Raw genomic sequence first — 13,082 nt, 5'->3', positions numbered from 1 at the left:
AGGGAATGGGCACGCCTGTGCGCCGGTGGCCCATGGGCCACCGTGGCTCATCCACAGACCGCAATCAATCTTGTCTTGCATAGAGTTCTTTACGCCGTGCCGGATACATGATGGTGGTCAGCAGATCGGTGCTGACGCTGATGAAGATGACGAAGCTCGCCACCACCAGGAAGGCGCCGCGGATGGCGGCATAGTCCTGCAGCGCGATACTGCTCACCAGCCAGCGGCCGATGCCGGGCCAGTCGAACACCACCTCGGTGATCATGGCGGAGGTGAGCACACTGCCAAGTTGCAGCCCCAGCAGCGGCAACACCGGGGGCAGGGCGTTCTTGAGCCCGTGACGCCAGACGATCTGGCGGCGGGAAAGTCCGCGGCTGGCGGCAGCCTTGATGTAGTTCTGTTTCATCACGTCGATGAGGGAGCTGCGCACGTGGCGGATCACCTCGGTGGTGGGCACCACGGCCAGCACCAGGGAAGGCAGTACCAGATGGCGCAGGGCATCGTGCAGGGCCGCCTCCCGCCAGGGCTCCTGGCTCATCAACACATCGACGATGGCGATCCCGGTGATGGAGGGCACGTCGTAGAGCAGGCTGATCTGGCCGGAGGAGGGGAGCCAGCCAAGATCCAGGGAGAAGAACATCACCATCAGCAGCCCCAGCCAGAAGACCGGGATGGCATAGCCGACGAGGCCGGCGGCCATGATGGAGAGGTCCGGGCTGCGCCCCTGATAGAGGGCCGCGAGGGTGCCCAGAGGGATGCCCACCAGCAGCGAGATGGCGAAGGCGGCGAGGCAGAGGGTCAGGGTCGCCGGGAAGTAGTGACGGATCTCGTCGAGGACCGGCTGGCCGGAGACGCTGGAGAGCCCGAAATCCCCGGCGGCGATGCGCTGGAGGAAATCAGGATAGCCGTGCCAGAAATCCAGCACCTGGGTGATGAGGCGAAACTCCAGGAGGTAGGCCCCCAGAGTCAGCACCAGGAGGGTGATCACCAGCAGGGTGATGCGGCGCAGGATATAGAAAAACATGCTTATGCCTCCTGGGAGCGGTGCGCCGATGGCCCGACGATGGAGTGGTTATCTGTCATGGTCACTCCCGATGTGCCTGGTTGAAGGTGGTGCCGCCAAAGGGCATCAGGGTCAGCCCCTGAATGTCGCTGCGACTCACCTGGGTTCTCAGGGCATGGGCCAGGGGAATGAGCGGCAACTGCTCGTTGAGCAGGGACTGGGCATAGTAATAGTTGCGCAGGCGGAAGGCGAGCTGCGGGGTGGTCACCGCATCGTCCAGCAGCTGATCGAAGGCGGGGCTGCACCAGCGGCTGTAGTTGTTGCCCCGCTCGACGGCGGCGCAGCTCAGCAACTGGCGGAAGAAGTTGTCCGGATCCGCGTTGTCGGCGATCCAGCCCGAGAGCAGGCTGTCATATTGTCCATGGGCGAGCCGGGTCTCGATGACCGGCCAGGCCTGCTGCACTATCTTGAGGCTCACCCCAATCTTGGCGAAATCGCTGCGCATCAGTTGCGCCGTCTTGAGGCCGTCCGGGTTGTAGGGACGGGCGCCGGGTTGCACCAGCACCTGCATCTCGAAGCCGTTGGGGTAGCCCGCGTCCTTGAGCAACTGGCGAGCGAGCTTGAGATCCGGCTTGCGCTGGGGCAGGGAGGGATTGTAGCCCCAGGAGAGGGGCGGCAGCAGGCTGGCAGCGCTCTGGCCGGTCTCGAAATAGACCGCCTGCAGCAGATTCTGCACATTGATGGCGCTGGCGAGGGCCTGGCGCACCTGCACCTTGTTGAACGGGGCCTTGCGGGTATTGAGGGCGAGGAAGGCGACGTTCATCCCCGACTGCACCGACAGATCCAGGTGGGAGTCCTTGTCGATCACCGACAGCTGGCTGGCAGAGGGGGTGCTCATCACGTCGCACTCGCCGGTCAGCAGCTTGGCCAGGCGCTTGGAGGACTTGGGGGTGATGTCGTAGATGAGCTGCTCCATTCTGGCCTCGCCGCCCCAGTAGCCGGGGTGGCGCAGGTAGCGCACGAACTCGTTGTGGCGATACTCCTTGAAGCTGAAGGGGCCGGTGCCGATGGGGCGGCTGTCCAGCTGCGCCGGGGTGCCGGCCTTTAGCATCTGCTCCCCGTACTCGGCGGAGAGCACGATGGCGTAGTCGCTGGCCAGGGTGGCGAGGAAGGAGGCATCGGGGCGGTTCAGCTCGAACACCACCTCATAGGGCCCCTTCTTGTAGACCCGCTTGATGAGGTTGCCGAGCCCCAGGCTGTAAAAATAGGGGTACTCGCCGCCGGAGACGGCGTGGAAGGGGTGGTGTTCGTCCAGCAGACGCTGCCAGGTGAACAGGACGTCGTCGGCATTGAAGTGACGGGTCGGGCTGAACCAGGGGGTACGGTGGAAGGTCACTCCCTTGCGCAGGGTCAGGGTATAGGAGAGGCCGTCCTCGCTGCTTTGCCAGCGGGTGGCGAGCCCCCCTTCGATGCCGAGGGTGTTGGCATTGACCTCGAGCAGGCGATCGTAGATGGGACGGGCACTGGCATCCAGGGTCGCATCCGAATTGGCAAGCTGCGGGTTGAAGGTTCGGGGTGCCCCTTCGGCACAATAGATGAGCCCGGTTTTGGAGGCTTCATCGCGTTTCTGACAGCCGCTGACCAGGACCAGGAGACCAAGCAGCAGGGGGGTGAGCATTCTCATGTTGGAACCATGTTTTCAGACAAAGTTGCCCGCCAGGGGGCGGGCGCGTTGCGGGGGGCGACCGGGCAGGCGCTCCCGTCGGGGGTGACGTGCGCCGCGTTATCCGCGCGCACAGACCCGGTGCCAGGCATCAGCCCGCCTCCTGGTTGCCACTGTTGTCATCCCCGTCCAGCAATTGATATTTGCGCAGCATCCCCCGGAACTGGTGATAGCTCAGGGCCAGCAACTGGGCTGCTTTGCGCTGATTATACTGGGATTGCTGCATCGCTTGCTTGAGTAAATTAATCTCGTACTCCGCCACCGCCCCTTTGAGATCCAGCGGCAAGGTCAGGGTCGGGACCGTTTCTGCCGAGGTCGGCGCGTCCGTGGAAGGGGCGGCGTCACCTCGGGCACGGGGGCGCCAGGGGGAGTCAAAGGGATTGAGCACCAGATCCGCCAGCGGCAGCTGGGGGTTGCCCTGGCGATAGAGGCTGCGCTCCACCACGTTCTTGAGCTCCCGCACGTTGCCCGGCCAGGGATAATCTTGCAGCCGCTGGGTCGCCTTGCGCGAGAAGCCGGCAAAGAGCGGATACCCCAGCTCCCGGGTCATGCCGTGGGCGAAGTGCTCCGCCAGCATCAGGATGTCCTCGCGCCGCTCCCGCAGGGGGGGCAGGGTGATGACATCGAAGGCGAGCCGGTCCAGCAGGTCGTGGCGAAACCGTCCTTTCTCTGCCAGTGCAGGCAGATCCTCGTTGGTGGCGCACACCAGCCGCACATCCACCTTGAGGGGCTTGGCACCGCCCACCCGTTCGAACTCCCCGTACTCGATGACCCGCAGCAGTTTTTCCTGGACCCGGGCGCTGGTGGTGGCCAGTTCGTCGAGGAACAGGGTACCGCCGTCGGCCCGCTCGAAGCGCCCCTGATGACGCTTGGCGGCGCCAGTGAAGGAGCCCGCCTCGTGGCCGAACAGCTCGGTTTCCAGCAGGCTCTCGCTCAAGGTGGCGCAGTTGATGGTGACAAAGCTTTGATCCCAGCGATCCGAGAGATAATGTAGGCGGTGGGCGATGAGCTCCTTGCCGGTCCCCCGCTCGCCGATGATGAGTACGGGCTTGCGCAGCGGCGCGAGGCGCGATGCCTGCTCGATGATTTCTAGAAATGCGTTGGATTCACCCAACAGACTTTCCGTGGCCGTGGTCATCCCTGCCCCTGTGAGTTGAAAAATCTGGTTAATCTTACCAAAAGTTGGTTATTTTAATCATCACTTGTTTCCCCGGGACTTGAACTGCATTCTGAGTGCCCATATAAATCAACAAGTTAAATATTGTTCCAGATTGGCACACAAGTTGCCATTGTCAATGGAGACACAACCCGATGCCTATCACAGGAGTACAATCATGAGCATTTTTTCTCGCCTGGCCGACATCATCAATTCCAATCTGACGGCCCTGCTCGACAAGGCGGAAGATCCCCAGAAGATGGTGCGTCTGATCATCCAGGAGATGGAAGATGAACTGGTGAAGGAGCGCTCCAACCTGGCCCGCTTCCTCGCGAATCAAAAAGAGATCGGCCGTCAGGTGAACCGCCATCAGGAGCGGGTCGCCGAGTGGCAGGGCAAGGCCGAGCTGGCCCTGACCAAAGGGCGCGAAGATCTGGCCCGGGCCGCCCTCATCGAGAAGAGCAAGCAGGCGGAGCTTGCCGACGCCCTGTCTCGGGAACAGCAGGCGGTGGACAGCGGCATCGAGAAGCTGGGGGAGGAGATCCGCCAGCTGGAAGCCAAGCTGGAAGACGCCCGTGCCCGCCAGAAGGCGATGGCCATTCGCAGCGAAGCCGCCAGCAGCCGCCTCAACGTGCAAAGCCAGGTGGCCCGTGGCGACAGTCAGGCCGTGGTGAGCAAGTTCGAGCGCATGGAGCGCCGCATCGACGAGATGGAAGCCCGCGCCGATCTGGGGCAGTCCGACAAGGCGCTCGCCCAGCAGTTTGCCGAGCTGGAAGCGGACGACCAGATCAGCCGCGAGCTGGAAGCCATGCGCCAGAAGCTGGGCCAGCACAATCCGGCACCGAAACAGGGAGAGTAACAGATGGAAGATCTGCTGGGTGTATTGATGGTTCCCATGGTGGTCTTCATGGTGGTGGTGGCCCCCATCTGGCTGGTGCTGCACTACCGCGCCAAGGGACGCATTGGCGCCGGCCTTGCCGATGGTGAGCGTGAACAGCTGCAGGGCTTGCTGGTGCGTGCCGAGAAGATGCAGGAACGGGTCGGCGCCCTGGAGTCGATTCTGGATGCCGAGGTTCCTGGTTGGAGAAACAAGGTATGACGGTTTTCAATGAGAGGTGTCATGACCGTGGCAAAAAGCCGGAGCGGACCGGAACCGTATTGGCGTCGATTCTGGATGCGGAAGTCCCCGGTTGGAGGAACAAGGTATGAACAGTGTCAGTCGTGAAGGGCGCAACCTGTACCGGGATCCCCAGCGAGGCAAGATTGCCGGGGTCTGTGCCGGTCTGGCAGAGTACTTCGGGGTGGAGACCTGGATCGTGCGGCTGCTGGCCATCAGTGGTCTCATCTTCGCCGGTTTCATCACCTTCACCGCCTATATTGCTGCCTGGTTCCTGCTCGACAAGAAGCCGGTCACCCTCTACTCCCAGGAGGATGCCGAGTTCGCCGAGGTGCGGATGAAGGCGCGCAGCTGGCAGGCAGGTGTCACACCTCATCAGGCCCTTGCCCGCATCGGCCAGGAGCTGGATGCACTGGAGCCCAGGGTGCAGCGCATCGAGAAGCTGGTGACCTCCAAGGAGTTCACCCTGCAACGGGAGTTCAGCAAGCTCTAATCGTGCCGGGCCGCGAGGATACCGCCTCGCGGCCGTCTCTCTGATGTGATCACAAGGAGAAGAAGACCCGCCTTGATACGCAACAAACTCGAACATTCCTGGTCGGTGCTCCAGCACAAGGCCGTTGACGCGGTGAACCGGGCTCGGGATCGCCACATCCGGCTGGCGGTCACCGGCCTCTCTCGCAGTGGCAAGACCGCGTTTATCACGGCGCTGGTCAATCAACTGGAGCACGCGGCCATCGACGGTCGTCTGCCACTTTGGGACGCCCAGCGCCAGGGACGCATCCTCGGTGCTCGCCGGGTGCCCCAGCAAAACGCCCACATTCCCACCTTTCCCTATGAACGGGGCCTCGATGCCCTGTTTGGCGATCCGCCCGCCTGGCCCGCGCCGACCCGGGGGGTGGCCGAGGTACGCCTCGAGATCCGTTATCGCACCCGCCATCCGCTGCGTCGGCACCTGGGTGAGATCTCCACCCTCTATGTGGATCTGGTGGATTATCCCGGGGAGTGGCTGCTGGATTTGCCGCTGCTGGATCTGAACTACGAGCAGTGGAGCGAGCAGGTGCGGGAGCAACTGCGTCGTCCCGAGCTGCAAGCCCTGGCGGCAGGCTGGTTGACGCCGCACTGGCAGACGGATCAAGCCTTCGAGGAGCGGGCCGCCAGCGAACTGGCCGCCCGCTACACCGATTATCTGCACGCCTGCAAGCAGGCGCTCGGGCTTCACCTCATCCAGCCCGGGCGTTTCGTGTTGCCCGGCGAGTATGCCGGTGCGCCGCTGCTGCAATTCGTGCCCTGGGTATGGGAGATGCCCACACACTCCCCCGAAGACGGCACCCTCTACGCCACCTTCAAGCAGCGCTTCGAGCAGTACAAGCAGCATCTGGTACAGGGCTTCTATGAGCAGCACTTTGCAGGCTTTGATCGCCAGATCGTGCTGGTGGACTGCCTGGCGCCCCTCAATGCCGGTGCCGCGAGCTTTGGTGACATGCAGCAGGCCATCGCCCGCATCATGGAGAGCTTCGCCTATGGCAAGAGCAACTGGTGGCGCCGCCTGTTCGCCCCGCGCATCGACAAGCTGCTGTTTGTGGCGAGCAAGGCCGATCACGTCACGCCGGAGCAGCACGGACCTCTGGTGTCGCTCCTGCAGCACCTGGTGAGCCGTGGCCGGGGTCAGGCCCGCTTCGAGGGGATAGAGACCGAATGCCTGGCGCTCGCCGCCATCAAGGCCACCGAGGTGGGCAAGGGGGTGGCAGACGGACGGGAATTTCCCGCCATTCGTGGCACTACCCTCTCGGGCGAGCCCTTGCTGCTCTTCCCGGGGGAGGTGCCTGCCCAGATCCCGCCTGCGCAGTGGTGGAAAACTCAAGGGTTTGATTTTCAGGCCTTTCGCCCGTTGCCCATGAGCGCCCATCAGGCGCTCCCCCATATCCGGCTCGATGCGGCGCTGGAATTCCTGCTCGGGGATCACCTCGAATAACGGGTGGGTGGCCCGCTGTGCTCGAGGGGCGCCCACAGGAGAGAATGCGATGAACGATCAGACAAGATGGCGCACCGATGACGCCGCTCCCCTGCAAGGCAAGGTGACGCTGGAGCCCGCGCCCTCGATGGCAAGCGAAGCGCAGCCACCGGCCCCGGCCCGGCGGCTGGAAGAGGAGAGCTTCGAGCCTCTGGACGCGCTGGACGAGCTCACCGAGGTGGAGCCCGCGCTTAACGTCAGGCCTCGGCGCCGTCATCGTCTGCTGGCCTGGGGGCTGGGCGGGGTGGGGCTGTTGTCCCTTGGCCAGTTTGGCGCTTTTCTGGTGGATCAGTTTGCCGCCTCCCCCTTCTGGGGTGGGGCCTGGCTGCTCGCCTCCGGCCTGGTGGCGGTGGGCACCGCCGGGGTGGCGGGGCGCGAATGGCTGCGGCTGCGCACCTTGAAGCGGCGCCAGGATGTGCGCTCAAGAGCCGAAGATCTGCTGGCCCACCAGGGGGTGGGTCAGGGGCAGGCCTTCTGCGAGGCCCTGGCCGAGAAGAGCGGTGACAAGGGGCGTGAAGGGTATCGCACCTGGCTATCCCAGCTTGACGAGAGCCACAGCGATCGGGAAGTGCTGACCCTCTACAGCCAGTTGGTGCTCACCGAGCGGGACAAGCTGGCCCAGGCCCGCGTCGCCAAATGGTCGGGGGAGGCCGCCGTGCTGGTGGCCCTGAGCCCGCTCGCCACGGTCGACATGATGCTGATGCTCTGGCGCAACCTGCGGATGATCGAGGACATCGCCGATGTCTATGCCATCGAGCTCGGCTACTGGAGCCGCATCCGCCTCATTCGCCAGGTGTTTCGCAACATGCTCTATGCGGGGGCCACCGAGCTGGTGACCGAGGTAGGGATGGATCTGCTGGGCGCCGAGCTGACCGCCAAGCTCTCCGCCCGCGCTGCCCAAGGGGTCGGGGCCGGGTTGCTCACCGCGCGCCTCGGGATGCGTACCATGGAAGCCTGTCGTCCGCTCCCCTGGTGTGCCGACGAGAAGCCGAAACTGGGCGAGTTGCGCAAGCGGCTGATCGGCCAGTTGGCGGGTTATCTCAACAAGTCGTGAGGTGGCTGGGATTCGATAGGGATGTCACAAATAATTTACAATTGTCAAAAGCAGCCGACCCCGGGGTCGGCTGCTTTTTTGAGGGGCAAACCGTTACAGTGATCCCATGACTCAACGACCAGTGACCGCCCGGATGGCGGCTGGCACCCGAAGGATGGGATCACTCATGGCAAGTCTCTACACGGCCCGCCAACCGGATGGGCAGGGCAGGATCCACTACACGGACGAGGAGCACGGCACCTGGCGGATCCTGATTGCACGCCAGCTTGCGGCGCTCGATGGCAAGGCCTGCGACGAATACCAGGCCGGGTTGGCACGCCTCGACCTGCCTCTGGACCGCATCCCCCAGCTAGGCGAGATCAACGCCGCCCTGATGCCCGCCACCGGCTGGTCGGTGGCGGCGGTGCCGGCCCTCATCTCCTTTGATCACTTCTTCGCGCTGCTCGCTGATCGCCGTTTTCCCGTCGCCACCTTCATTCGCCGCCGGGACGAGCTCGACTACCTGCAAGAGCCCGACATCTTCCACGAGATCTTCGGCCACTGCGCCATGCTGACCAACCCGGCCTTTGCCCACTTCACTCACCTGTATGGTCGGCTCGGACTCCATGCGAGCAAGGAGGAGCGGGTCTATCTGGCGCGGCTCTACTGGTTCACGGTGGAGTTCGGTCTCCTGCAGGGGGAGGAGGGGCTGCGCATCTACGGCGGCGGCATTCTCTCCTCCATCGGCGAGACCGCTTATGCCCTCTCAGGCAAGCCCGAGCTGCAACCCTTCGATCTGCTGGAGATCCTGCGTACCCCCTATCGCATCGACATCATGCAGCCCACCTATTTCGTGCTGCCTCGTCTCGATACCCTCTATGGTCTGGAGGGGCAGGGGATCATGGCGGCCGTGGCCGAGGCCCGTCGTCTTGGCTTGCGTCCACCCCGCTTTGCCCCCGTTGCCGGCAAGCAGGCGAGCTGACCCGTATTCATTCCCACGATGTTTCATGAAAGGAGTCCCGAATGACTGAACTGGCGAGTCAACGATGCGAGGCGTGCCGCGCCGATGCCCCCAGGGTGAGCGATCAGGAGCTGGGGGAGCTGATGCACCTTATCCCCGACTGGCAGCCCCTGGTGGTCAACGGCGAGCTGCAACTGCGTCGTGAATTTGTGTTTCGCAACTTCAAGGAGGGGCTGGCGTTCACCAACCGCCTCGGAGAACTGGCGGAGGCGGAGTTCCATCATCCGGCGATCTTGCTTGAATGGGGCAAGGTGACCGTGAGCTGGTGGACCCACAAGATAGGCGGCTTGCATCGCAACGATTTCATCATGGCAGCCCGCACCGACGGTCTGATGAAGTAACCGCCGTCTGGCGCCAACGTAGACAGGGCCTGCCCGGTGAAAGCGGGGCAGGCCCGCATTTTTGTGGGGGAGCGCTCGCACTGGCGGGATCGAGTCTGTATTATCCCGTTATTCAGAATGTTAGCTAGGAAGTGTGTGCCGAATGCGTCTTGAAGTCAGCTGTGAAGACCGTCTGGGCCTGACCCGGGAATTGCTCGACCGACTGGTGGAGCACAACATCGATCTGCGCGGCATCGAAATCGATACCTCAGGCATCATCTATCTCAATTTTCCCGAGCTGGAGTTCCGTGACTTTCAGCATCTGATGCCGGAAATTCGCCGCATTCCCGGCGTCTATGACGTCAAGACCATCCCCTACATGCCCTCCGAGCGGGAGCACCACGAGATAGAGGCCCTGCTCAAGGCGCTGCCGGACCTGGTCTTCTCCCTCGACAGCAAGGGGCGGGTGACCCAGGCCAACCAGGCCGCCCTCACCACCCTGGCGTTGCCACCGGACGAGGTGCGCGGCGTGGCGATCGCCTCCCTGGTCAAGGGCTTCTCGTTTGGCCGCTGGCTGGAGTCGGGGGAGATCAAGCCCCAGACCTGCAAGCTCAGCCTCGGCGGCGAGGAGTACCTCGGCGATCTGATGCCGCTGTTTGTGGCCGAGGAGAAGGGCAGGCAGGCTCTGGCCGGCGCCGTGGTGGTGCTCAAGTCCGCCCGCCGGGTCGGCATGCACTTCAGCGCCCTGCACGCGGTGGAAGTGGGGGGCTTTGAACACCTGCAGGCCGAGAGCCAGAAGATGAAGGAGGTGCTGGCCCAGGCGGCGAAGCTCGCGATGCAGGATGCGCCGCTGCTCATCGTCGGCGAGACCGGCACCGGCAAGGAGCTGCTGGCCCGCGCCTGCCACGGCGCCAGCCTGCGCTCCAGCCACCCCTTCATGGCCCTCAACTGCGCCGCCATGCCGGACAACGTGGCGGAGAGCGAGTTGTTCGGCTATGCCCCCGGCGCCTTTGGCAACAACACCGAGGGCAAGCGCGGGGTGCTGGAGCTGGCGAGCGGCGGCACCCTGATGCTGGACGAGATCGGCGACATGTCCCCTCATCTGCAGACCAAGTTCCTGCGGGTACTGCAGGACGGGGTCTTTCGCCGGGTCGGTGACGAGCAGGAGGTGAGGGTCAACGTGCGCTTCATCTGCACCACCCAGAAGCAGTTGCTGGATCTGGTGCACGAGGGCAAGTTCCGGGAAGACCTCTACTACCGCCTCAACGTGCTCAGCCTGGCGCTGCCGCCGCTGCGCGAGCGCAAGGCGGACATCATGGCACTGGCCCAGCAGTTCGTCGCCCGCTTCGCCAGCGAGTTGCAACGTCCCAAGCCGCGCTTTACCCGCAACATGGCCGAGTACCTCACCGCCTACCGCTGGCCGGGCAACGTGCGCCAGCTGCGCAACTGCCTCTACCGGGCCATGACCCTGCTGGAAGGGGACGAGCTCGGCCCCGAGCACGTGGATCTGCCGGTGGCGGCCGATGCCATGCCCCTCATCGACGAGTGGTTCGAAGGGGGGCTCGACGAGGCGGTGAAGCGCTTCGAGAGCCGCCTGCTGGAGCGCCTCTATCCGGCCTTCCCCTCCACCCGCCAGCTGGCCAAGCGGCTCGGCGTCTCCCATACCGCCATCGCCAACAAGCTGCGCGAGTACGGGATTGGCAAGAAGTAGCGGCTGAGCTGCCCGTGGCGTGCGCTGACGCGCACCCCGGGCGGCACTGCGACACCTCGTGACGCACCCTGCGTGCGGGCGGATGGGGCAACCCCCTCGGGCTGATAAGCTCGGTACGACTCCCTTCAGGCAATCCCTTCATGGGCGTCGGCCCACCCCATTGTCGACGTAAACATAAGTGCGGACATCATGCAGTTGTTGTCTTTCATCCGGATTTTTGTGTGGCTGTTGCCACTGGGCTGCACGCTGGTGCTGGCCAATGCGGCCGTGGCGGCGACCTCGGCCGAGCTTCGCAGCGAGCTGGTGCGCCAGACCGTGCTCGACATCCTCAGCTACACCCGCTGGCCCAAGGAGCCTGCAAAGCTTCGGCTCTGCATTGCGGCGCCGACGGAATATGCCGGCGCCCTCTTTGCCATCGAGCGGCAGGCCAACGGGCGCCCGGTGGACGTGCATCGCTACGGGCTCGACGACGAGGCACTGATCCAGCGCTGCGATGTGATCTATCTGGGGGTGCTGGCCCCGGAGCGGCGTCTCCCCCTGTTCGAGCGACTGCAGGGGCACGCCATCCTCAGCATCAGCGAACAGAGCAGGGAGTGCATCGCCGACGCTGTCTTCTGCCTTCAGCCGGACACGGATCGGGTCCGCTTTCGGGTCAACCTGGATGCGCTCGCCCGCAGCGGCGTGCGGGGGCACCCGGCCGTGCTGAAGCTCGCCAAGGCTGACGAGGGCGCACGATGACGACTGCACCCGCAAGCCCCAGGCTCACCCTGCGACAGAGCCTGGGCCGCACCCACATGATGATCTCCCTGACCGCCGTCTGCATGGCGGGCCTGTTCCTGACCATCACGGCGCTGCTGGCGCTGCGCCTCTATGCGGATCACAACCTCGAGCTGGTGGCCCGCGCCATCAGCTACACCTCAGAGGCCGCCGTGGTGTTCGATGACGAGGAGGCGGCGAAAGATGCCCTGGAGACCATCACCTCCCGGGAGGATATCGCGAGCGCCAGCATAGTGCTGCCCGATGGCCAGGTGCTGGCAAGCTGGCGCCGTGCCATCACCACCCCCTGGACTACCCTGGAGCAGCACCTGGCCCGCCTGATCCTGCCGGGGCCGGTGGAAGTGGCCATGGTGCGGGAGAGCCGGGAGATAGCCCGGGTGCACCTGGTGGGGCACGGACAATATCTGCTGCACTTCCTGCTGCAGACCCTGCTGGCGACCCTGGTGCGCCTGTTGCTCAGCATCCTCGGGGCTCTCCACGTGGCGCGCCGCATGCAGCGCTCCATCACGGCGCCCCTCAAGGCCCTGGCCGAGGTCGCCTACAGTGTCAGTCGCCAGCGCGCCCTCAAGCAGCGGGTGCCGGCGGCCAACATCGCCGAGCTGCACGCGCTCGGGGAGGACTTCAACACCCTGCTCGACGAGCTGGAGGCCTGGCAGGCCCACCAGAAGCGGGAAAATGCCAGCCTGCTGCACCGGGCCACCCACGACGCCCTCACCGGCCTGCCCAACCGGGCTCTGTTCGAGGCGCGGCTGGGGCAGGCCATCCAGGGGGATCAGGAGCGCTTCGCCCTGCTCTACCTCGACTGTGATCGCTTCAAGCAGATCAACGACACCCTGGGCCACGGGGTAGGCGACGAGGTGTTGATCGCTCTGGCGCGGCGGGTGCAGCACCAGCTCAGACCGCTGGATCTGGTGTGCCGCCTCGGGGGCGACGAGTTTGTCATCCTGCTCGCCCCGATCCGGGACGAGCACGAGGTGCACGAGGTGATGACGCGGATCCAGCAGGGGATGAGCACCCCTGTGGTATTGAGCGACGGCCGCCACCTCGGGGTGGGCATCAGCATCGGCGCCGCCCTCTACCCCGAGCAGGGGGAGACGGCGGAGGCCCTGTTGCAGTTCGCCGACGACGCCATGTATCAAGCCAAACGACAACGTAAGGAGGAAGAAGCACACAGGAGAACCACGTGAAGTTGAACCGGACATAGTGAAAG

The 13,082-nt window shown here is 64.4% G+C and carries 13 protein-coding genes; 10 read left to right on the top strand and 3 right to left on the bottom strand.

Annotated elements, in window-relative coordinates; genetic code table 11:
* Positions 1-64: 64 nt before the first annotated feature.
* The 3 genes from I6L36_RS03090 to pspF all read right to left on the bottom strand — a co-directional run bounded on the left by I6L36_RS03090 (position 65) and on the right by pspF (position 3,864).
* The gene (locus I6L36_RS03090) at positions 65-1,024 is read right to left on the bottom strand and encodes an ABC transporter permease subunit (RefSeq protein ID WP_010674531.1); all 960 of its coding nucleotides are present in this window, start codon (positions 1,022-1,024) and stop codon (positions 65-67) included.
* 61 nt (positions 1,025-1,085) lie between these two features.
* On the bottom strand, positions 1,086-2,681 hold the full coding sequence (gene sapA, locus I6L36_RS03085) for an ABC transporter substrate-binding protein SapA (RefSeq protein WP_109112924.1): 1,596 nt from the start codon (positions 2,679-2,681) through the stop codon (positions 1,086-1,088).
* A gap of 136 nt (positions 2,682-2,817) precedes the next feature.
* A complete protein-coding gene (gene pspF / locus I6L36_RS03080) occupies positions 2,818-3,864 on the bottom strand; it encodes a phage shock protein operon transcriptional activator (RefSeq protein WP_069784998.1) in 1,047 nt (348 codons plus the stop codon).
* A gap of 196 nt (positions 3,865-4,060) precedes the next feature.
* On the opposite strand from pspF, the gene pspA reads away from it, so the two are divergent.
* The 10 genes from pspA (at position 4,061) to I6L36_RS03030 (ending at position 13,059) form a co-directional block, all read left to right on the top strand.
* Entirely contained in the window at positions 4,061-4,741 is a 681-nt protein-coding gene (gene pspA, locus I6L36_RS03075) for a phage shock protein PspA (RefSeq protein ID WP_069784999.1), read from the top strand.
* A gap of 3 nt (positions 4,742-4,744) precedes the next feature.
* Positions 4,745-4,981 carry an envelope stress response membrane protein PspB gene (pspB, locus tag I6L36_RS03070; RefSeq protein WP_005300084.1) on the top strand — a complete coding sequence of 79 codons (237 nt, stop codon included), beginning with the start codon at positions 4,745-4,747 and terminating at the stop codon, positions 4,979-4,981.
* Positions 4,982-5,087: 106 nt separating this feature from the next.
* Positions 5,088-5,492, top strand: a complete 405-nt coding sequence (gene pspC, locus I6L36_RS03065) for an envelope stress response membrane protein PspC (protein ID WP_010674535.1) — start codon at positions 5,088-5,090, stop codon at positions 5,490-5,492.
* A 72-nt stretch (positions 5,493-5,564) separates the two neighbouring features.
* Positions 5,565-6,971 carry a YcjX family protein gene (locus tag I6L36_RS03060; RefSeq protein WP_069785000.1) on the top strand — a complete coding sequence of 469 codons (1,407 nt, stop codon included), beginning with the start codon at positions 5,565-5,567 and terminating at the stop codon, positions 6,969-6,971.
* Between the two features lie 49 nt (positions 6,972-7,020).
* Entirely contained in the window at positions 7,021-8,064 is a 1,044-nt protein-coding gene (locus tag I6L36_RS03055; protein WP_039039020.1) for a YcjF family protein, read from the top strand.
* A 166-nt stretch (positions 8,065-8,230) separates the two neighbouring features.
* On the top strand, positions 8,231-9,025 hold the full coding sequence (gene phhA, locus I6L36_RS03050; protein WP_041215282.1) for a phenylalanine 4-monooxygenase: 795 nt from the start codon (positions 8,231-8,233) through the stop codon (positions 9,023-9,025).
* A 41-nt stretch (positions 9,026-9,066) separates the two neighbouring features.
* The gene (locus I6L36_RS03045) at positions 9,067-9,405 is read left to right on the top strand and encodes a 4a-hydroxytetrahydrobiopterin dehydratase (RefSeq protein WP_010674539.1); all 339 of its coding nucleotides are present in this window, start codon (positions 9,067-9,069) and stop codon (positions 9,403-9,405) included.
* Between the two features lie 142 nt (positions 9,406-9,547).
* The gene (gene tyrR, locus I6L36_RS03040; RefSeq protein WP_052815259.1) at positions 9,548-11,095 is read left to right on the top strand and encodes a transcriptional regulator TyrR; all 1,548 of its coding nucleotides are present in this window, start codon (positions 9,548-9,550) and stop codon (positions 11,093-11,095) included.
* A gap of 189 nt (positions 11,096-11,284) precedes the next feature.
* Complete coding sequence (locus I6L36_RS03035; RefSeq protein WP_109113006.1) at positions 11,285-11,833, top strand: YfiR family protein; 549 nt, start codon at positions 11,285-11,287, stop codon at positions 11,831-11,833.
* Entirely contained in the window at positions 11,830-13,059 is a 1,230-nt protein-coding gene (locus I6L36_RS03030) for a diguanylate cyclase (RefSeq protein ID WP_103858957.1), read from the top strand. The genes I6L36_RS03035 and I6L36_RS03030 overlap by 4 nt, the downstream gene beginning before the upstream one ends.
* Positions 13,060-13,082: the final 23 nt, after the last annotated feature.

The organism is Aeromonas sp. FDAARGOS 1406 (genome assembly GCF_019048565.1).
Taxonomy (GTDB): Bacteria; Pseudomonadota; Gammaproteobacteria; order Enterobacterales; family Aeromonadaceae; genus Aeromonas; species Aeromonas caviae.
Note: the sequence above shows the minus strand (reverse complement) of the source record. Positions and strands in the feature narration are given on the sequence as shown.